The sequence below is a fragment of the Epilithonimonas mollis genome (assembly GCF_900142325.1).
GTDB classification, from domain to species: Bacteria; Bacteroidota; Bacteroidia; order Flavobacteriales; family Weeksellaceae; genus Epilithonimonas; species Epilithonimonas mollis.
Map to the genome: position 1 here is coordinate 1,039,921 of NZ_FRAM01000002.1, position 21,796 is coordinate 1,061,716.

Consider the following 21,796-nt stretch of genomic DNA (forward strand, 5'->3'; position numbering starts at 1 on the left):
TAACTCATTTTTTAGCATATATAGAAATAACTTGAAGAAACTAGGTAAATTAATTAGGCTAGGGACAAAACTATCTAAATAGTTATTGTTCCCTAAAGAGAAATTGTCCAGACTGTTTGAAAGGTATTACGGGACAGATTATCAGGGTCAAAAATTTTTTAGGCCTTGGCCTTTATATCTGTGCCGATATCATCAAAAATCATGGAGTTTTTTATCGGTGTTGACAGTGAGTTTGGAGATGGCTCAATGTTTGGTTCACTTTGCCATTATAGTTTTTCCCATTACAGTAATTTATATTACACTATTCACAAATTTAAAATTCAAACTGTCAATTCCAATTTTTACAAAAACCTGAAAAATATAAAATGTGCAGGTTATGTTGCCGATTTTTTTAATATAGATTTAACATAAATGTTTTTAATAATGGAATCAGTCAGAAAATGTTGACTAAATGTCTCCGCAAACTCGAAAGAGATGGTCTTGTCGCAAGAACTGTTTATCCTGGATTATAATCTGACTGCCTTGGGAAAAAGTCTACTGATACAGGTAACGCTACTATGGTTATGGATTACCAATAATATAGAAGTTTTTAAAGATCACAGAAGCAGCTAAATTAAATAAACTCTGGTTTGTATCTGATCGAATACTGATAGGAGTCAGCAATGGTCTCAATGAGGTTCAATTGTCGAAAACTGCGTAGTAGACCTTTAAGTAAAGATTTTCCGGATTCTTTTAAATATAATGCTCAACAGCTTATCAGGGCTGTAAATTAGATGTCATTCCAGTCATCTGTTCTCCTATCTTCCGTAGCATGTTTCCTTTGGTTAAGTCTTTTGCATGTTTTGGAATAGATGCAGGTACGAATCCATTAAGATCGAAATTTTAATGCTTATAACAATCCATTTGTAAAAGTTTTCATAAAGTTTTCTTTATAGATTTCGCCGATCGGAACCGCCTTGTCATCAAAACTTATAGAATAGCTGTCGAATGAAATAATATGATCCGAATTAATTACATACGACTTGCTGACTCTGATAAAGTTTGATAAAGGAATTTTCTGATGAATGGTCTTAAGGTTCATCGAGGCTATGATCTTCTGTGATTTGGTATGGATGATGACATAATCTTTTAGACCTTCAATATATTTGATGTCTGCAAAATTCACTTTGTAGAATTTCTTCTCAGACCTTACGATCAGGAATTCCAAGGTGCTTTTTTCAACCCTGTTTTCTTTATTGGCTGATAAAAGATCGCTGTAATGTTGGGCTTTTTCAACTGCTTTTTGCAGCCTTTCATTATTAAAGGGTTTCAGAAGATAATCGATAGCATCCAGTTCATAGCTTTCGAGCGCATATTGAGGATATGCCGTTGTAAAAATAACCAGGCTACTTTTAGATATCTTTTCAATAAACTGCAGACCTGTCATTTTAGGCATTTGTATATCAAGGAATACAATGTCTACTTCATGTTCAGAAAGAAATTGTTCTGCAGGCAATGCATTTGAAAAGCTTCCGATGACAGTAGGACCCGAAATCTCTGCAAGCATCGAATGCAATTCCTCTCTTGCCAAAGGTTCATCGTCTATAATAATACAGTTCATATGGGGATTTTTAAGCTAACGGAATACCATTTTGCTGTTGTTGAAGTATCCAGTTTATATTCATCTTCATTATATAAAAGCTGTAATCTTCGGGTAATATTTTTCAGTCCGAGGCCTCCATAAAGATTTTGAATCTCTTCTTTTTCTAAAGGTACGGAATTGATGCACGAAAAAGATATTTCTTTTTCAGTAATGAAAAATCTGATACTGATTCTGCTCTCATTTTCTGTGGTTTCTTCACTGTGCTTGATTGCATTTTCTACGAATGGCATAAAGAGGTTAGGAGGTATTACGACTGTTGTCAATTCCGGCAATTCGCGGTTCGTTACTATCTGAAAATCAAATTGGTCCCTTCTTATTTTTTCAAGACTCAGAAAATTAGTTATAAAGTTGATTTCTGAAGTCAGCCTGACTTTATTATTGCCGCTCTCATACAGCTGGTACCTTAGCAGGTCTGATAGTCGTACAATGATATCCGTTGCTTTCAAAGGATTATTTCTGATCAGTGCTTTTATGTTATTGAGCATATTGAACAGGAAATGAGGGGTGATCTGGTTTTTCAGCTCATTCAGTTCCAGTTTCATAGTCAGGGTTTTTAATTCTGACATTCTTGTACTGTCCACAATCCATCTTTGCAGCAATTTTATAGTTGTCGTTAATAATATAAAAAGAATAACGAAATTGATGCTCCCAAAATATTCATTGATCCCGAACGGTTGGTAATTATTATTAATATGATAATCAGCGAATAGATTTCCAATAATAAAAATAAGAAAAACGAGACCAAGGATACAAAGCATAAGCACAGCCAAAAAATAGGCAAAGTACTTTCCTTTGAAAAAAAACAAAGGCACAATTATATACATATTGAGGTAAATCATTGTTACGAACGTCAGAAAAACCGCTGTGAACAGAAAATATCTTGAATTGGATGTGAAATCAGAAGTAAAGTTTACGTTGGCCAATAAAGAAAACAGCCATAGTAAAAGCAGACTATGCCTGAGAAAACGGTATCGGGCATTGACTAAAAAGTTAATAATGCCACTGTTCTTATTATCACTGTACGTTTCCATTTTAAATGTCTTCATTACAAAAATAGATCATTATAAAAGATTTTTCTAAAATTTATACGAAACAACTGTTTTTGACGACTAAAAAGTTAACCGGGATTTTGGTAGAGTTTCAATGGTGTTTGGTATAAAAAAATAAAGATCACAATTCAAAATCCCTTCTTTTGCTTCTTAAATCATGATCTATGAAGGTTGAAAGTTTTCTAAAAATTGTAGAAGAGATTGAGAATTCCTGTCTCTCAGCTGAATGCCGGGAAGAGTTGATCACAAAGATCTCAGATCTAAGCCGTTTTATACAATCCTATGATCCATCCATTGAAGTCATTAACTGGATGCTGCATCATATCAGTATCATTAGACACTCCGGTGTAAATAAAGGAGTTATATTTTGTGATCATACAAAGCGATCTTCAGCAAATTCAAACGATTCCAATGCTAATCTGATTAACATTAAAAACCAAGAAGGTCTACACGAGTTGTGGCTTGTCGAGATCAGCAGCTGTACTTCCGGGGAATTGAGATCATTCATCAATAGGATTGAAGATAAATCGCTGGATAAAATCTATGATAAAATATTCAGCCTCGACTTTTTACGATCCCAGGTCAAAATCATAAAATAACAATTACACTTTGAATACAAAATTCTTTTTTTTAGCGACAGCAATAAGCGGGCAATTTTATTTTTCGCAGATAAAGGACAGCACCTCCGTCAAAACGATGGCCTACATTGCAGAAAAATTTCCAATTACACGTGTACTGAATATAGAATATAATCAGGTTTTACCTTATATTTTTTCTTCCAAATTAAGAGGTAAGGAATTACCGGAAGGAAAAGTTAAAAATTTCCACCGTGCAAAAATGAGTGCCAACATCAATTTAATTACCAAACAAAAATGGGTCGTAAGCACTAACCTTAATTATCGGTATATTTCGGCAGAGACGGAAATGAATAATCCTGCAGGTGCATTGTTCGACAGCAAAGAAGATTATCATTATCATTCTGAGAGTTTGACTTTTACTTATTTTTCAAAATTATTTAGGAAAATGGTGATCTACTCGGCCAGCGCTTCCCTGGACGGGAGCGAACAGCACTTTGAAAGACTTCGAGGAATAGCGACCGCCACGATGGTTCTGAAGGCAAATGCAAAAACCAAAATGTCCGTTGGGCTTTTTGTTGCTATAGATCCAAGCGTCAAGACTCCTGTTATTCCAACATTTACTTATGAGCATAAATTCAAAAATGGTTTTATAGCGAACGTTATTTTACCAAGAAGTGTTTACCTGAGAAAAAGTATTGCTGAAAACGGAAGGATATCCATCGGGAGTGAACTGGATGTGACATCATTCTATCTTTATAATATCGAAAATAAGAATAACAAATATGAATTCCGGCAGTTAGACATCAATTCAGGATTGATCTATGAACAATATCTCGGGAGTTCTTTTGTTGCAACAGTAAAGAGCGGAGCAAAAAGTATGATGAGGAGCAGGGTATTCGAGAAATCTGAATCCTACGATTCCTACATTTTCCGGGCAAAACCACAAACAGCATTGTATGTAGGTGTCGGTCTGTCTTTCAATCCATTTGTCAGAGAAGCAGCAGCACGATAAATGTGGACTAACTAACTAATGATAAACTCTAAAATAAATGGTCCCATCTGCACCAAAACAGATGATTTATGAAAAGAAATTTGCATCAGATCGATTGAACCAAGTTCGGGATGTTTTTCTCTTCAGTTACTATACCGGAGGCCTATAAGGATGCCAAACAATTGTCAAATTTAACATCAATATCGGAATTGAGGGCGATCAATGGATTTTTATCCATCGTCAAAAGATCAATACTTCAGCCAGAGTGCCGTTATTGCCCTGGGCGCAGGAGGTGGTTTTAAAAAATGAAAACCATCCGCAGTTCGTTAATTCAGATGTCTTCTTTCCTTTTCTCAGCAATCAGAAATGAATTCTTATCTCAAAGAAATTGCGAGCGTCTAAAGTATAATATAGATTTAAGGTTTCATATCGCAAGAGATCCGTTTGGCACTACTGTTACTTTTTTTAAAGGATTAAGCCAAGTGAAAGTGTAAGTAAAATGATTGGTCACATGCATATAGAAACAACTCAACATTATGCTAAGATTCTGGATAAGAAAGTGAGGACATGTTGATTCTAGGTAGTAAACTATAAGATACGAGTACAATTGAATAAATGTAGCCATAAACTTATTCTGTTTTAGAAAAAAGATGAGCAAATCTTACAACATCATATTGATGATTAATTTATCTGACCCCAATTAAAGAGCAATTGACTGTTCAAATATCGCATTCAGATTATAGTCATAAAGTTTAAGTCTTAATTATTGGAATTTATTCAGAAATTCATATAAGTCATCTTCTGATTCTAATTTAAGTTTTTTTCTTAATCTGGAACGACTCACATTGATGCTGGAGGGCAAAACTTGAAGAATATCTGCAATTTCTTTTGAGCTTAATCCAATTTTAAGAAAAACGCACAGGCGTAATTCATAGATTGAAAGATTTGGAAATTTTTTCTTAATGGCTTTGAAAAAATCCTGATGTAGTTCATCCATTTGGATCTCAAAAGTATGATCCTCAATTACAAGGTAATGCTTTAGCATTTGCCGAATTTCTGTAAGTCTTGCCTTAGAGATGTTTGGATTATTTTCAGCTTCGGATATTTTTTCGCGAATCATTTGCAGTATTCTGCTTTTATCTTCGCCTTCCTTAGCTTTTACTGCGAGTTCTATTGTTTTGATTCGCATCTCTTCCCTTAGTTTTTCTTTCTCGTATTCCAACTGCTTTTGTCTTTCAAGCATCATTTCCTGCCGATGCTGCTCCGCCTGTTTTTCTAATGATTCTTTTTGCTTTTTATAAAGTTCGGACTTTTCCTTTTTCAATTTTTTGTTAAGATGATTTTTTACTAAATAAATAAGTAGTCCTACACTAAATATATATGACAGATAACCCCATAAGGTCCTATACCAAGGTGGAGAAATTTTAAAGTTAAATTTTTTCGTTGCTATGTGCTGGCTGTTTTTTTGTGCTCTGACGATAAATGTATAATCACCCTCTTTTAAATCAAGAAACTCAGCAGAAGTCTTGCTGCTGACATTACTCCATTTTTTTGAGAAGCCATCCAGGAAATATTGATATTTTATGTCATCCTCATTAGGAAAAATAAAATTTAATCTAATATTGTTAAATTTATAAATAAGCTCTTGGTCCTCAAAAAAATCCAAAGAATTATCGTTATTGAAAGCTGTCATTTTTCGAAAAATAAGCTTAGAATAGAGCTGCTTATTTTGTCTGCTTCTGTCAAATTTTTCTAAAGCAAAGCCATTATTTATAGAATAAAATCCGTATTCATCATTCAAGACAATGGGTAGAAAAAATCCGGAGTAAATATTTTGTATAAAATGTTGAGGATGATAGCTTTTCCTTGTGAAAATCTCATATTCAGGACTAAAAGAATACGTAAACGAATCAGTTATCAAACCTAGTCTATCCTTATTTTTGTAAAGCGATAAGAAGCGACCGTTGAAGTCGTTCTGGTTATAAAAACTTCTGTTTTTTGGATCTAAATCTGAATTGATGGTAAATCTAATAAAGCCATAATTAGGAATATTGACCCAATAAAATACATCATTCTCTTTTACAATTTGGCTTACAGCGCCTTGAATTGTTTTCATTTTTTTCACAAACTCCCATGAACCTGATTTTTCTCCGAATATCGAAATTCCATTGTAACTGCCTGCCAAAAGTAAATTTTCTGTATATTTAAGCATACAGGTGATTCCAGGTTCCGAATGGATTTTGGAGATTTTTTCTCCTTCTACTTCATACAGGCCTTTGTCGTGTCCACATATGATTTTATCGTTAATATTTTGCAATGTCCAAACTTGACCCTCAGATCCGCTAACCATACGAAAAAGATTATTATCTCCACTGTTACCTAGATCATCCCACTTTGCGATATAAAGACCTTGATTGGTTCCTAAGTAAAAAAGATCATCTTTTATAATTGCAGCATACCCGGTACCGAAGTTGTTACCTGTTCCTTGAAAATAAGTAATGTTGCTTTTGATATCTATCATTGCAAGACCATAATCCAAACCTAACCAAAGTTTACCGTTTTTCTGATAAAACATGCTAAGAACTGTATTGTTTGAAAATCCTTTATTTTTATTAAAGTGTTGAATGAGGTTCCCTTTCAGATCGGTGATGTACACTCCATTGAGAATTGTCCCGAAAGCCATGTACTTGTTTTCAATATTGGTAAAACAGAATACTTTGTTTTTAATAATTTCAGATGATATTTCGGACTGTAAAAAAGTGAGTTTGCCTGATGAAAAATCATAGATGCCCTGATTTTTTGTTATGATATAAAATAAATTCTTATTCAAAAAAACTCCGGAAATATCGAATGATGTATTATTTGGATAGGAAAATAAAAAATTTAGACTGTTTCCATTATATTCATAAAAGCCATTTTTCTCGTCTGTTACAAAAATTCTACCGTTTGCCTCAAAGCTTTCTACAAACCTGAATGGAGCAGAGATTTTTGAAATCCTATTTTTGTAAAAAGTATAAATATTTTGATGAGATATAAAAATGATCTTATTCCGGATCTCATATGTTCCCCAAAATTCTTCATTAGTATCCCCAATTTTTGTGTGAAAAGGATAAAGAGACTTGTAACAAAACTTCCGTGATTTATTTTTTTTCCATACTCCGAAATCCATATCTGCACCGATGTAAATAGTGGAATCATTTGAGATATGAAGAGAACGTGTGTGTCCTTTATAATCTCGTAATCTATTCCACTTTTGCCCATCAAATTCCAGAAGTCCGCCATCTGAGGCCATATAAACAAGCCCACTCTCTGCAGAGTGAATTTCCCATATTTTGCCCTGATTCCCATAATCATTGGGAAAATAGGTTTTTAGGAAAGGCATTCCTTTATTCTGAATGTCTTGAGCTATATATAATGCATTGAAAAACAGCATTATGAGAATAAGGTGTGATTTCATCAATAATAAACTATAAACTAAAAAGTAATATACTAATTGTTGATTTTAATTCTAACTATATTTTAGATATCATCAATGAGCAATTTACAAAATAAAACAGTCCTTACAAAAGTAGTCATGGTCGGAAGAAATTCCGACTATTTTTTTATGTTTTGAAAACCTTGGCAGGATCACCTCCTGCAAAAATGATTAAAATTGCAGTAATCATATCTCGAAGCTCCATTGTAATACGTCTTTTTGCGGTTTTGTAGCCTACATTATTTGCTTTTTTGTAAATCAAGAGCAGCATAGAAGCAATCATTGTCATGTAGATCATTACTTGAATTCCGTTTTTATTCAGCGATACCAGATGGCTTAAATTCAGCTCTTGTTTCATAAACCTGAAGAACACTTCAATATCCCATCTTTTACGGTAATAGTCCGATATTTCTTTGGCAGAGAGTTCAAACTCGTTGGTTATAAACCAAAATTCCTTACAGGTTTTCTCGTTTTTAATGACCACCAATCGAAAGTCTGTCTGCACTTTTTCTTCCCGATGATGGGTATTTCCACGTTTGTTTTGGATGGGTTTTCCGGTGTACAGCTTCACTTTACTGTCTTTAATGACTTCCCAATCATCCCATTTCAGAGGGTTTTCTGTTTCAAGAAAAGACTCAGTCTCTTCAAATTTTCTGTTTTCTTTGGAACGAATAATAAATTTCAAATTCTTTTCTTCAAAATCTTTCATCGTTCTTGTAGACTGCAGCCCTCTGTCTATGACGTAAATATTATCGTGGTGCTCTTCTTTTTTTACCTGGCTGAGAACAGCCGCAGCGAGCGCATTGTCTTCTGCCGAGTATTTTTGTCCTGTAAAAATCTCTACTGCCGATGGTAAAATTCCATCAAAAGAAAAACTGAATTTCACCAGTTTTTTTCCACTTTTCTGGTCGATTCCTTCTTTGAGCTTACAGCAGGTATCGGCAACGATTGTGCTGTCCACTCTGATGAGATTATATTTTTCGATTTCAGATTTGTCATAAAGACTTGAAAATCGTTCATACATCTGCTCATAAATTTCTTTAAAATAATTAGAATCAATTCTTGAAAGACGCTCTGAAATTGAACTTCTGCGTACTTTTTCCTCTTCTCCCAATCCAAACAATGCTTTGAATCCGCTGCTGTTAAAAGTATCTTCCAAGGTTCTCTGGCTTAATTTTTCGTTATCAAAGATGCAAAACAAAAGCAGGTAAAACATTTTTTTGCCGTGCAGAACCTTGCTGTAATGATCTACTTTGGTGCTGGCCGAGAGATGAGTTAAAAGCGCTTCGGGAATAAATTCTAAAACATCTTTAAGAGATATTTTGTGATCTTTAAAAACTGACATAAATAATTGATTATCAGCTATAAAGATAAGAAAATAAATTCTAAAATACAATTTAAACAACTGATAATCAAATAATTAAATTACTTTTTCATAGAATAAAAAAATAAAAAAGTCGGAAGAAAAATCTTCCGACCATGACTACTTACAAAAGGACTGTTTTGTTTTGAATTAAAAAGTGATTAACTATTTGACTAGCAGTTTTTTCGTAACTATTTGATTGCCTGAGTAAATTTTAAGTAAATACATTCCGGTTGGTAGATTTTTAACAGAAATTTCTTTCTGAGTCTCCAAAATTATTTTGCCGGATAAAGAATATACTTGTATTTTATTTATAGGCAATTTACTGGATATTTTGATTATATCGGATGCCGGATTTGGGTAAACTACAAGTGAATTATTTATAGTACTATCATCTATTGCTAGAGGAGGGCAGTTAGTTCCAACCACATAAGAAAAATATTTGGTAACGGACATTCCGCCAGCATATGCAAATTTCACCGCACAATTAATAGTAGAACCGACTGACTGTCCGGTAAGGGTTTTCGAGAAGGTTAATCCAGACACATTAGTCATTGATGACTCTGAGAAAGGGGACTGTTTCCAAAGGAATGCGACCACACCTTGTTTATCGGAATCTAATAACTCACAGGTAATTGTGACATTCGTTCCCACTGTTTCAAATTTAAATTTATAGCCTGTGGAAAAACTTCCTTGATCTGCCGCGTTGGATGTTTCTGAGCAGGAGAGTACATCGGAAACTGATATAGTTATCGGTTCGGAAGTTGTTTTACTATTTAGATTATCAGTAGCAACGGCTGTGAGGGTAAAACTACCTGCGTTTTGAGGAGTCCAGTGCAATATATAAGGCGAAGTTATTGCTTCTCCAATTTTGTTGGATCCTTCAAAAAACTCTACCGAACTAATGGAGCCGTCTAAATCATTTGCAGACGCTGTAATAATAACTACCTGCCCTTTTGTATAAGCAGCGCCTTCTGCCGGATTGGTAATAGAAACATATGGGTCTATATTGCCAGTATATGAAACTATTACAAGGACTTCATCTGTTGCGGTGTAAGTACCGTCATTAACAGTTAATTTGAATTTATAAATTCCCTCTTTCAGGTTTGATATATTTGGAGAAATTGATCCATAATTATCAATTACCGCAGTAGATGGTCCCAAAATTTGTTTCCATACAAAGGTTAATGGTATATTATCCGGATGATTACTCAATGAACCATCTAATACAGCTGTTGTAGCTGGTAGCAAAACAGAGATATTCTCTCCGGCATTAGCTATTGGCGGTACATAGTTGAGAGGATCTTTATAGCTGAAGGTAATTCTTCCTAAATTGAATTCGCCATTAGTGATAGCTAATCGTAAGGTATGTTTTCCTTTTGTTAAAGGAATACCCGCTACTACTTTGTCTGCCCAGGTTGTCCAATTTCCAGTATAAGGCATACTTACATCAGTGCTAATCGTTATGCCGTCTATTTCAAAATGTAAAGGACCTCCTCCTGCTGTATTTCCAGACGCATATCTTAGAACAGCATCATACAAACCGTTGTTTTGGACATCAATGCTGTACTCCAACCATTCTCCTGCTGTTATCCATTGTACTGTAGAACCTTCCTGAACGTCGGTTAAAGCATCAACATCTTCATCTTTCCTGTAATCGCCTTGATTATTTTGTGAAGAATCATAATAAGAGATATTTTGACCTTTACCACCTTCAAATTTGTCATAATTGCCCGCTTCTATAGTACCAGGAATTTTAAACGGAGTTCCCGAATAAGGTAACTGCTCGCCAACTTGTATTGAAATAATATTCGTAACATTAAATTGATCTGCTATGAATACTTTTGCGTACATATTATGAATTCCCAATGCTAAATTACCTGCTGATATTTCATAAGGAGCAACAGTATCTTCTCCAATTGATGCATTGCCATCAAAGAACTGCACCTTGGTAACTTGATTTCCTGTAACTATTGCTGTCAGATCGACACTGCCTTTAGGAAAAGCCTCATAAAAATTAGCCGATAAGACTCCACTGGCATTTACATCCCTGCTGGTTGCCAATTTATGAGCCGGTACAGCAAGATTATATCCATCAGAAAACTTGACTGTAATGGGATTATTGCCATAATTATGCGCTACATAGGTGGTAATGCCGTTGGTCGTAAATGAAGCTGCAATGGGATAGTTAGCAGTAATATTTGTATTAACACGACCCAAGACATTCATAGAGTGCAGCCAATGATAAGTCTGAGCATCGGAAATTCCGAATTTCAAATTTCTTTGAGGATAAGAATTGTATAAATTGATAGCGGCAGACGGATCTATAAATGACAAATATTGCCAGTATACATCGTGCCATAGGTTATCGTTGGCTTGATTACTTAAAATTCCGGTTTTACTTGTGATCTCGTTCCACAATGACTCAACATATTCCGGATGATGCCCTAAATATAAGGATCCGCCATGGATTGGATACATTTCTATTCCATAAGCTGCAGCAATATCAGACGTCCAAAATGTCTGATTATCATATCCGTTTCCCCATATTCTTGACGCCAGGCTAAATCCATATCCGGGTTTAAAAGTTCGCTTATTTATATCAAACCAATATTCTTCTATTGCGGTTTGTTCTGTAGTATATATATATATTCCAAGATTTTTTATCGCGGTATTATTAGTAATCGTTCCCCAGTGGATAAGAGAAGAAGCAAATTGCATACTCTCAGACGTAGACTCCTGATCATTCCCAAAAGGAAAAGTGGCGAAACCGTTTGCCCAGCTGTGCCCTGCATAGGGACTAAAGTTTCTGAGATAGGGAAACATTGCATCATTTCTATCCGTTGACGCGGCGTCTCGAATTAATAAATTGATCATATCTCCAAACTTATTTGCCCAGCCTGGCTCAAATTGCTCCATAAAAGCAGCAGCGTGGATAAAATATCCCCAATGGAAATGATGATCGTTTATATTACTATCTTGCCCATGTCCTGCAGGATATCCAAGCAGAGTAGACCAAGTATCGTTGTAATAAAACAAAAATGCAACTTCGCCTGATTCTGCTTTTAACCAATCTTCGAGGCGTTCTTTAATAGTTTTAACAATTTTATTTGTTGCTTCTGCATCACCCATCTCATGTGCAATTCTTGCTGTCTGAATTAGCCTGTTCATCACTTGTCCTTCATTATAAGAATCTGTCCAATCGCTCAGCGCGTCGTTTTCGATTTGGGCAATTTTGTTTTTTAGAAGAGCAGGGTCAAATCCGGAGCTGTAGTTATCTAAATAGGGAAGGGTTGGTAAAACGCCTTTGAATGTGTTTTCGACGACAAAGATGTTACTGTCAAGTGTTTTGATTTCACCTCGTATAGAACTGTATTTATAACCATTTGGTTGAGGTGAACTTGTTGCTAAATGTGACCACTGATGCGGAAGTAATCCTAATAGAACATTTGTCCCCGCACCTTCTTTGATATCTGGTGTTACAGTAAATGTTGTTGTTAGTTTAGAACTGTTTTCATCATAGTTCCAGGAGCTTTCCGTATTGGTGGGAAAAACGTAAGCATATTTTTTATATTCATTTGCGGTCGTCTCAACGTTGGTAGCTGATGGAGCGATATAACCGATAGACCAGTAATTTTTCCCATTAAGAGTAGAGGTATACGTTTTGTCATTTTTGATCCAAGTACTGCCAACAGGCGCATAGACAGCGAAGTCGGAGCCTTGGTGGGCATCTTTGATAATGAGCATTTCATTGCTTACAGTTACAGTGCCTTCGGTTACTTTTATTTCTGCAACATCATTGGTGTTTTTTGTAAAATAGATAAAAGGCATTGCTATTCCAGCAGTTGCTTCGAATTTATTCGATCCATTGGTCCAATTCATGGTAACTATCCAGTCAGAATAATCAGATACAGTTGCTTTCGCAGCATCTAAGCCAGACACACCTACAGTAATTGGTAGAAAAGGATCCATTGGTTCACTACTTCCGTTTGCGGTTGATACTGGAACAATATAGCTAATTACAAGACCTTGATTAACGGTCCTCAGAGCTAATGGATAATTATATAAATTATTAACATGATTCTGAATCAGCTTATTAGACCACCAGTCATTTGTTGGGACGGCTTTTCCGCTCGCATTCCCACTTACCAGTGGAGACCCAGCAGGGAAAGAGTTTCGTCCTGCAGAATCATTCCCAGGGAAAACATACGTATAGCTGCCACTGCCTACAGGTGTGAACTGAGCAGAGGTTTGTATTGCAAAGACCATTGAAAACAAAGTACAGAAATACTTTATTTTTCTTTTAGAATTATTAATCATAATATTTAGAATTGTTGTTTTTCAGATTTGGTTTAAACTTCTTGTTGATAAGGTTCAGATTGGCAAATCAAAATGATATAGGCAATTGCCACATAATTTTATAAGTCAACAATGTTATTTCTGAAAAGTATAAGTGAGATTTACATGCAATTACATTATCATCTCTTAATAATAAAACATCTTTAAGATAATTGAAGGCTGTCCCGTAAGACAACCTTCAATTAAAATTCAGATTATTTAACAATCAGTTTAGAAGATGTTGTTTTTCCGTTTTCGGAGATTGCTTTAAGAATATAGAGTCCTTTTGCAAGCCCTGTTGAGCTGATGTTTTGTGTAGTAGAAGACTTTACTTTCTGTCCGGTTAAATTGTAAATATCCAAACTTTGAACTTTAGCACTTACATAAATATTTTCACCTGAAGTAACAGGGTTTGGATAAAACCGCAGTGTAGCTTTATTTGTAACTGATACAGACAGCTTATTATTATGGAAATAAATATTGTCTATATAAGTTGGTCCAAAAGCAGATGGACCAGCGCCAACAACCTGAAACTGCTTGATGTTATTTCTATTGCCTGCTGTGAAATCTGTAAAAAGAATGTCTGCAGAATACCAGTTTCCTGTACCAGCGGTCGCGAGGTCTATATTATAAATAAGGTTATTGGAGAAAGATCCGTCTTCATTAAAGTTTTGTACGATCAGTTGTATCACTTGTCCCGGCTCTGTTGGTCCAGCAACCCATACATCAATATGCATATTACTAAAGTCAGAAAGGTCTTTTGATTCCGTAATATATTGATAGCCAGATCCAGGGTTAGTAAATGTTAATCTTGTAGTATTGTTTCCTGCAATAGTGAGATCTGTAATTTTTGCGTCACCAAAAGGATTTTTCGTGGACGAAATATTGGCATATGTGTCGCTAAATATAGAAATTACATCAGACGGAGCTCTTCCGGGAGGCGTAGGAGCGGCTGTTAATGGAGCAGCAATCTCTACAAACTGAACTTTATAGGTTTTGGTAGTTGTTCCGTCCTCGGCGGTAACCAAAACACTTGCTTCTCCCGGAATAGAGGATGCTTGCGTAACCGACACATTAGAAGATGACTGTGTTGCTGTTGCTGTAACAGTAGGGATAGAAGTTGTCCCTGGTTGTACATCATAAGTATAAGATAATGTTCCCGATGAAAATCCAGAAATTGTTGTTCCGCTTACCCTCAAATCGCTTAAAGTAGCATCTTGTGTAGAAAGGGGTTTCCAAAAATAAATATTATCTAAATAAACATCCCAACCACTGGTGTTAGCACTTCCGTCTGCATTGAACTGTCCGTCAAATTTCATTTGGAAAACGCTGTTCCAGGTCATTCCTGTAAAACTTGATTTTGGTAGATCCACACTGTTCCAGCTTCCTGGTGTAAGAGGTACAACTACCAGGAATTCTCCGGCCCCACTTCCGTTATTAATCGGAGAGATTTTAAGCAATCTTGAAGTCCCGGCAGGAACCCATACGTCTACGTGAAGATATTCCATTAAAGAGACATCTTGCTTGTTAAGTTCTGTTCCCTGATAATTGAAATTGGTGTAGGCCAGAACATCATTGCCAGAGCCGGGAACTGCTTCAAAAGTTGGATTAACAGTTCCTGATTGACCCCAATTCGGATTATAGTTTGTGGCAACATTGTTATACGTATCGCTAAAAACTGAAATAACATTCGATGGAGCGAGGGTTGGCGTTGGTGCATTGGTAGATGGTTGTGTATAACCAAATACGAATGCAAAAAGCATCATAAAAATAGATAGGTTTTTCATTTTTTTGAATTTAGTATAAATTAATATTGTTAGAATTTAGAGTAGTTTAATCGTATTAATGAAATGGTTTGGTTGATTGCTTAAACTAATATTTAAATTATTTTGCCTTATAAACCCGAATGTAATCTATATACATCTGCTGGGGAAATAATGTAGAGTCTGTCGGGAATCCCACGAAGTTCCCTCCAACGGCAATATTCATAATCAGGAAGAAAGAATGGTTAAAAACCCAATCTTTCGATGTATCAGTCGATTTTTCACGGTGATATAAATATCCGTCTACAAAAAAATCAATTTGATTTTCTTTCCATTCCATTCCGAAAATGTGATAACCCTGATCGAATCTAGAATTCTGAAGTCCATAAGATTTCGTAAGAGCACTACCGGCGGAGTATCCCGGACCATGTAGTGTGCTGTGTACCACATTAGGGGTATGACCTTTTAGTTCCATAATGTCAACCTCTCCGCAAGCAGGCCAGGGGGTTGTGTTTATATTGTCTCCTAGCATCCAGAAAGCCGGCCAAATACCAGGCCCGGAAGGTGTTTTTATCCGGGATTCTATTTTTCCATATTTCTGAGCGAATAGACCTTGTGTCTTGATTCTCCCAGACGTATACGAAGATCCGGAGTAATTCTCTTTTTTTGCAGTAATAACAAGGTTTCCTTTTCCATCCAGCATTACATTTTCGGGGCGATCTGTGTAGTACTGAAGTTCTTGATTTCCCCATCCATCTGTTCCTTTTCCAATATCATAATTCCATTTTGAAGCATCAGGACTTGCTCCTTTTGCACCATTAAAATCATCACTCCATATCAGTTCCCAATTTCTTTCGGGTAACCTCTGTTCCGCATCTTCATCACAACCTGACAATGGAAAAATCAATACAATTAAGCATCCTATACGAATAATTCTCTTAATATTTCTTTTATTTAAAAATTGCATAATCTTTAATTTGTATTATTATTATTATTATTATTATTATTATTATTATTGATGGAAGTAGATATTGTCGGCATAAAAATTTGGAATGTTGGTTCCTTCAAAAATAAGTTGCCCTATATGTGATTTGGTGGTCAATCCTGACAATGAAGAAAGTGGAATATCGATACTAATCCAGTTCTGACCTTGCAGTGTTGGAGTTGTATAAGTAATTTCTCCTGTTTTGTCATCTGTTCCACCATAAACGCCATCAGCGCCGAAGTCCACAACCTGAATCTTGAATTTGGCTCCGTTTTGTATAGGTTTCGGTAAATAAATATTCATATAAAGATGTGTCATAGAGGAAACATTTACCGTTGGAGCACTTGTCTGTATTCCCACAAAATTGAAATTGGTATAATTCAAAACATGGTCATCCTCTACAACAAAATCATCGGATTGCGTTGTCTGATAAGGTTGCCAATATCCATTGTAATAATCGACAGGTACATTAGTGTACAGGTCACTGTACAATGAAACTACTTTAGCAGGGTCGTGCTTAGGTTTGGGAGCATGCAGATAGTTTCCTGTAGAATTGATACTTAAACTTCCCAACGCTGTCTCGTTACCTAAAGTTGCAGTAATTACGGCAGCACCAGCACCGGTTGTTTTCACATTTCCTAAACCATCAACTGTTGCAACAGATGGATTAGAAGAAGAAAACGTGTAATAATACGGCGTAAGATTAACAGACTGACCGCTTCCATTCGGAAGACTGAACTTGGCAGAAATTCTATCTATTTTATGGTTGACCCCTACAAAAGAAGTTACAGTTTCGTCCAGCCCGTTCAAGATTAAAGCAGACTGAAACTGTATTGTTCCAAGTTTTTCAAATTTCACCTCGTCTATCCAGAAAGTATAACCCTTATTGTTTTCGGGACCTTCAGAATAGAAGAACATTCCTCTTTCTGTTTTTAGTCTTGAGGGATCTGCAATTGGGATAATTACTTTTTTCCAGTTTGTATTAACAGCAAGACCGGAAATAGAAGTTTCATATTTGTTTTCTCCTAAATCGTTACCAAAGCCCAAAACATCTATATTGGCTGGCTGAGTTGCTTTGATCCAGAATGTAAGGGCATTATAATCAGTTAAATTCCTTCCGACAGTAGTGTAGAATGCGCCACCTGCATATGCTCCTTCAGGGCTTCCGTAATCCGGGACTTCAAATTTCATAGAAGTGCTTCCTGAGTATTTGGTTTGCGTGTCTACATCAAATGCTTTTGAATTGGCACCGCCGAATGACGAATAATTAAGCCCAGTACTGAAACCATCTATGAAAACCGCAGGGTTATTAGAATATTGTGCCTGCTCCAAATCGTTAATCTCTCTTTCGCATCCTAATACCAATAACATTGATAGCATTATCGCACATTTAATAAATTTAGGTCTGTAATTGTTTTCCATCTTAATAATTATTTACCAATGTTAATGTGAATGTATGTTCTGATTTCCCATTCGTTCCCGTGAGGGAAGCCAATAGCTGTTGGATCTGCAACCCAATTACCTGCAGCATCAATATTATAAATAGGCGCATATCTTGGTGAGTATTGGTCGAGTGTTCTGTATGTACCTCTTATACCGATTCTGGTTCCCGGAAGAATCCACCATTCCGGCTTTCCTATTTCAAAAGATAAATCACCAATAATCTGCATTGGGAATGTTAAATTGTAATCCCTGTGGTAATCATATGGTCCCCAATCATTTAATTTAAAAGCAGAGACGAATTTTACTTTTTTATAAATGGCTCTTAAGTCTATCCCAAATCTTTCTATAGTTCTTGCGTCACTTCCGTTTGCCTGTGCCGTTCCACCATATAGATTAGCAATGATTCCTAAATCGTTATTTATTTTTGAAACTATTCTTGTATTTGCTTCCCACAAATCTTTAGCGGGAGCGGCTCCCGGAAAAGCGAAAGTCGTTCGGCCATCTGGTAAAATACCAATTGCTGCATCCTGAGTTGTCGGGAGGTGTCTGTATACAAATCCGGCACTGACAGCGAATGGAGCATCCTCTGTTTTGTCGCTATCCCAACTGTGCATCCAAGTGGCAGGAGTAGGATCATAAGTCAGTAAGATCTCACCGCTGGTTTGTTCCCGGTTAGCCCTTACAGCAAAAGGATCTTCTAAAATATTTCTTGGTCTGCCGGGATTTGGAACATTCATTGGAATCGGTCCTTCAATAGGTTTTTGCCAAAGGAAATTTGGTGCGATTTGCAGATTGCCAATATTATAAGTGAACCCCGACAGTATATTGTATTGATTTCCACTACCACTGTCTTTTAGTCTCCATCCCGTAAAGGTCTGAGTGTAGTCGGCACCACCATTGGCTACTAATCCCATTAAAGCACCTTGTAAATACCAGTTGAATTTCCCGCCAGCATAGGAAAACTTCACTTTTCCACCCCAGTTATCCTTGGAGTTGATTTGATCTTGATATACATTTCCATCTCTGTACAATTGAAAATTTCTTCCGTTCAAAGGTTGCCCAGCCCAGATTCCTCCTAAATCAAAACTGATTTCCCCAATTTTTCTTTGAATTGCCAGTGTGACTCTCCTTGTTTGTGGTTGAGGAATTGCAAATGAACTCTCTGTCGTTCCTCTTTGATCTATGTCTTCGTGGTAAATTCCTGTCAGATCGAATTTTCCAACTTTTTTAGAGTATTTTACCAAAACAGCGGGATTGGCACCCCACCATAATTCTGGACCAAAAGCGATCTTTAAGCCATGAATATCTTTTTTTCCAGTAAATTCGAATCCGAAGGGAGCTTCTCCATTGTAAATGTCCATGTTTGCACCATAATTGGCTTCTGGATATAATCCGAAAATATCCCCTTCATATCCCCAGTGGTAGTGTCCGGTTCTGTAAAATCCGTCCAGATCGAACCACTTTTCATTCCATTGATAGCTTGCGCTGTATATCTGTATTCTATTCAGATCCTGCATGGTTGTAGTTGCACCATCAGCATTAATTACTTCTACAGTTCTTCCTCTGTTTTCATAAAATATTTGATCTATTGGATTTTCTGCTACGTGTCCAAGAATATTAACATTCACTTTAGCTCTCATATTTGAAGTAGGATTTCCTTCCACACCTATGTAATATGATTGCAAATGATCGAAGCCTTTTTGGTTTGGAAAAGTTGTATAACTATCTGATTTGTCTTTCGGGGTTGTTATTAGACTCCCTCCGGTATTAAAAGTTGTGAATTCTGCCCGCAAATTACTAAGACGAATTTTATCATTACTTTCCGATTTTAAAGCAGCTTCGTCACCCCTTGCTCTTAGTTTGGCGTCTGTAATATTAATGGTATCAAAAAAGTTTTTAACAGTTGCTGCTTTGTTATGCTCATAAGGATTGAATTTGTGAACTTCTTTCAAAGCATAATAGGCTGACCGCGGATAGTTTTGATAAATACCATTAATATCGGGGTTACCTTTGGCGCAGATTCCGAACCATTCTTCATTCATATTGTTAGATCCTTTTTTGTAATCCTTGATATAAGCAGCGTTGCTCCAAGAAGCATTGGTGTCATGTATGTCAAGATTTTCGTTTTGTTTGTATTTCCACCAACCATCGTTGAATTGAAATGTAAAACCGCCAATCGCATTTCCTGTTTTATTCATCCCAGCAGCATTTTCATAAATTTCCTGCCAGTTTCCGAGTAGATAATAGGCTTGCGCTCCCTGATCTTCCTGTTGTGTGAGTTCATTGAAAGCGTCTGCACCGAATTCTGTAAAAAGAACGGGTTTTCCGTATTCATTTTTTACTCTTTGAAAAATATCTCCGAAAGAAACACCTCTATACACGTTAGTTCCGAAGATATCTACATCTGTACATTCTTTGGCAATAATATCTAAGAATAATAGATCACCGTTGCACAAAGCAACAGGATGATTTGGATCTAATGATTTCATTTCCAGAGCTGCATCATTGAAAAGTTTGTACATAGCTTTTGCTCTTGATGTTGATTTTCGATCTTCTACGGGTATATTTTCTGTTTCTGCTCCATCCCAAAATAATCCGTAATTATTTTCATTACCGATAAGATAAAGAAGAAGCCCGGGCGTATTTTTATATTGATCAACCATATCTTTAACTTCTTTTATAAGAAATTTTTGCGTTGCAGGATCAGAATAATTAGTATTGGGAACCCAATGGCCATCAATTGTACATCCATATCGGCCAAATGAATGATTCAGCATCGTATAAATGCTGTAATTCTCATATATATAGGTTATCCACTTTTTCGGAATCAATGTTGTAACTCTTATTGTATTGACTCCCATGTTTTTCAGTAAAGACATATCGCTGTCTAGGGCAGCTTTTATAGTTTCATCTTTCTGGTTCCAGATGGAATAATTGTAATTGGTTCCGATTGGAAAATAGTCCCAATTAATACCATTAATCATCAAAGGCTTGCCATCTATCAAAAGTGTTTGCTGATCATTTTCATTGGAAATTTTTACCTGAAATGATTGTGCATGGATCGAATAGGTTAAAATAAAAAATAGCAGTAGTACAATTCTCTTTTCCATATATTAAGTTTTTATCTGCTTAGGGCTGTGGTAAATGTAAATTATCAGTTAGAAAAATCGATAAAAAGCTATATATACAATTGATATACAGTTGGCATTTAGATAACTCTCATTTAAAATATGTTAATGATTTTAAGCTTAACTTGTTTAAGGTCAATATTTTATATACTGTATTTTGAAAGTGTTGAAACTATAATAATGTTTTCTTTCATACCAATATAATCATAGAAATACCGGGGGTGAAATATTTTGGCTCGATCAAGGAATAGAAATGATAAATTTTAAGATCTGATAATTAACCTAAAATTGATGGTAAGCTCAATTTTTTATCTAGGCAGTAATATACTTTAGTTTAGCAAAAAGAATTTTTAATGTAAATGGAATTATTAAGATCAGTTAATTAAGTACTTTTCATTAATTACAGTTACATTTTATTATAACCAAGTCTCTCTACAATGAAGTATTTCATTGCCATTTTGTAATGTAAACGGCTTATGAGATTGATTAAGCAAATGTTTTAGTGAATTTGTTTATAACAAGCCATTTTGTAAATGTTCTCATAAATTTTTTTAATAGATTTCACCGAAACGTCTCTTGTTATTGAAATTCATTGAATAGCTGTCAAAAGAAATACTGTGATCCTAATTTATAGTTTTGAGATGTCAGATGAGTGATTACAAGCTTTATATTTTCTATATGATACTCTGTAGAGTTAATCAACTCGACATCCCTATCGATGACAGGGATTCAACGTCGAGAAAAGATGTGTTGCTATGGAAATTAATCAAACCAGATTTTAGTGACTTGGGAAGTGGTAATTGATGCTGTAAAGACACAATCTTCCTCACTTACATTCACTCCTAAGAAGTAAATACCTCTAATTATGCCTGTTTTCAGAGATTTTCAGAATCGATAAAGCCCCATCTGTATTGAAAATTATAGATTCTACGCGGTTCATATCTATATCCATTTTTTTAAATTATAAGCTGCATCCCAGAATTTATATTCCATTCTTGAGGAGGTTACATAGGCTTGTTCCATTTTTTGTCTGATTGCAGG

The 21,796-nt window shown here is 35.6% G+C and carries 12 protein-coding genes; 3 read left to right on the top strand and 9 right to left on the bottom strand.

Annotation, left to right across the window (positions count from 1 at the left end):
* The first annotated feature begins 440 nt into the window (after nt 1-440).
* Nucleotides 441-512, top strand: a complete 72-nt coding sequence (locus tag BUA97_RS17340; protein ID WP_072998658.1) for a hypothetical protein — start codon at nt 441-443, stop codon at nt 510-512.
* 377 nt (nt 513-889) lie between these two features.
* Here the strand turns inward: BUA97_RS17340 and BUA97_RS12285 are convergent, their stop codons facing one another.
* On the bottom strand, nt 890-1,600 hold the full coding sequence (locus BUA97_RS12285; RefSeq protein ID WP_072998479.1) for a LytR/AlgR family response regulator transcription factor: 711 nt from the start codon (nt 1,598-1,600) through the stop codon (nt 890-892).
* Nucleotides 1,597-2,673 carry a sensor histidine kinase gene (locus BUA97_RS12290; RefSeq protein WP_072998482.1) on the bottom strand — a complete coding sequence of 359 codons (1,077 nt, stop codon included), beginning with the start codon at nt 2,671-2,673 and terminating at the stop codon, nt 1,597-1,599. Before BUA97_RS12290 ends, BUA97_RS12285 begins: the two co-directional genes overlap by 4 nt.
* 182 nt (nt 2,674-2,855) lie before the next feature.
* On the opposite strand from BUA97_RS12290, the gene BUA97_RS12295 reads away from it, so the two are divergent.
* Nucleotides 2,856-3,290, top strand: a complete 435-nt coding sequence (locus BUA97_RS12295; RefSeq protein ID WP_072998484.1) for a hypothetical protein — start codon at nt 2,856-2,858, stop codon at nt 3,288-3,290.
* 97 nt (nt 3,291-3,387) lie between these two features.
* Nucleotides 3,388-4,281, top strand: coding sequence for a hypothetical protein (locus BUA97_RS12300; RefSeq protein WP_221405658.1), 894 nt, complete (start codon nt 3,388-3,390; stop codon nt 4,279-4,281).
* Nucleotides 4,282-5,023: 742 nt separating this feature from the next.
* On the opposite strand, the gene BUA97_RS12305 is transcribed toward BUA97_RS12300, so the two are convergent.
* The 7 genes from BUA97_RS12305 to BUA97_RS12335 form a co-directional block, all read right to left on the bottom strand.
* Entirely contained in the window at nt 5,024-6,835 is a 1,812-nt protein-coding gene (locus BUA97_RS12305) for a helix-turn-helix and ligand-binding sensor domain-containing protein (RefSeq protein ID WP_175546199.1), read from the bottom strand.
* A 1,027-nt stretch (nt 6,836-7,862) separates the two neighbouring features.
* A complete protein-coding gene (locus tag BUA97_RS12310) occupies nt 7,863-9,080 on the bottom strand; it encodes an IS4 family transposase (RefSeq protein WP_072998492.1) in 1,218 nt (405 codons plus the stop codon).
* Between the two features lie 183 nt (nt 9,081-9,263).
* A complete protein-coding gene (locus tag BUA97_RS12315) occupies nt 9,264-13,418 on the bottom strand; it encodes a glycosyl hydrolase (RefSeq protein WP_084081322.1) in 4,155 nt (1,384 codons plus the stop codon).
* 233 nt (nt 13,419-13,651) lie between these two features.
* Nucleotides 13,652-15,223 carry a T9SS type A sorting domain-containing protein gene (locus BUA97_RS12320; RefSeq protein WP_072998497.1) on the bottom strand — a complete coding sequence of 524 codons (1,572 nt, stop codon included), beginning with the start codon at nt 15,221-15,223 and terminating at the stop codon, nt 13,652-13,654.
* Nucleotides 15,224-15,320: 97 nt separating this feature from the next.
* The gene (locus BUA97_RS12325; RefSeq protein ID WP_072998499.1) at nt 15,321-16,166 is read right to left on the bottom strand and encodes a glycoside hydrolase family 16 protein; all 846 of its coding nucleotides are present in this window, start codon (nt 16,164-16,166) and stop codon (nt 15,321-15,323) included.
* A 45-nt stretch (nt 16,167-16,211) separates the two neighbouring features.
* Nucleotides 16,212-17,564 (bottom strand): Ig-like domain-containing protein, encoded by a 1,353-nt coding sequence (locus BUA97_RS12330; protein ID WP_072998660.1) that lies wholly within the window; start codon nt 17,562-17,564, stop codon nt 16,212-16,214.
* 50 nt (nt 17,565-17,614) lie between these two features.
* Nucleotides 17,615-20,737, bottom strand: coding sequence for a glycoside hydrolase family 2 TIM barrel-domain containing protein (locus BUA97_RS12335; RefSeq protein WP_072998501.1), 3,123 nt, complete (start codon nt 20,735-20,737; stop codon nt 17,615-17,617).
* Nucleotides 20,738-21,796: the final 1,059 nt, after the last annotated feature.

Coding starts and splice junctions, on each gene's coding strand:
- BUA97_RS12285 (WP_072998479.1), bottom strand. CDS start 1,600: ATGAACTGTATTATTATAGACGATGAACCTTTGGCAAGAGAGGAATTG.
- BUA97_RS12290 (WP_072998482.1), bottom strand. CDS start 2,673: ATGGAAACGTACAGTGATAATAAGAACAGTGGCATTATTAACTTTTTA.
- BUA97_RS12295 (WP_072998484.1), top strand. CDS start 2,856: ATGAAGGTTGAAAGTTTTCTAAAAATTGTAGAAGAGATTGAGAATTCC.
- BUA97_RS12300 (WP_221405658.1), top strand. CDS start 3,388: ATGGCCTACATTGCAGAAAAATTTCCAATTACACGTGTACTGAATATA.
- BUA97_RS12305 (WP_175546199.1), bottom strand. CDS start 6,835: ATGTTTTATCAGAAAAACGGTAAACTTTGGTTAGGTTTGGATTATGGT.
- BUA97_RS12310 (WP_072998492.1), bottom strand. CDS start 9,080: ATGTCAGTTTTTAAAGATCACAAAATATCTCTTAAAGATGTTTTAGAA.
- BUA97_RS12315 (WP_084081322.1), bottom strand. CDS start 13,418: ATGATTAATAATTCTAAAAGAAAAATAAAGTATTTCTGTACTTTGTTT.
- BUA97_RS12320 (WP_072998497.1), bottom strand. CDS start 15,223: ATGAAAAACCTATCTATTTTTATGATGCTTTTTGCATTCGTATTTGGT.
- BUA97_RS12325 (WP_072998499.1), bottom strand. CDS start 16,166: ATGCAATTTTTAAATAAAAGAAATATTAAGAGAATTATTCGTATAGGA.
- BUA97_RS12330 (WP_072998660.1), bottom strand. CDS start 17,564: ATGCTATCAATGTTATTGGTATTAGGATGCGAAAGAGAGATTAACGAT.
- BUA97_RS12335 (WP_072998501.1), bottom strand. CDS start 20,737: ATGGAAAAGAGAATTGTACTACTGCTATTTTTTATTTTAACCTATTCG.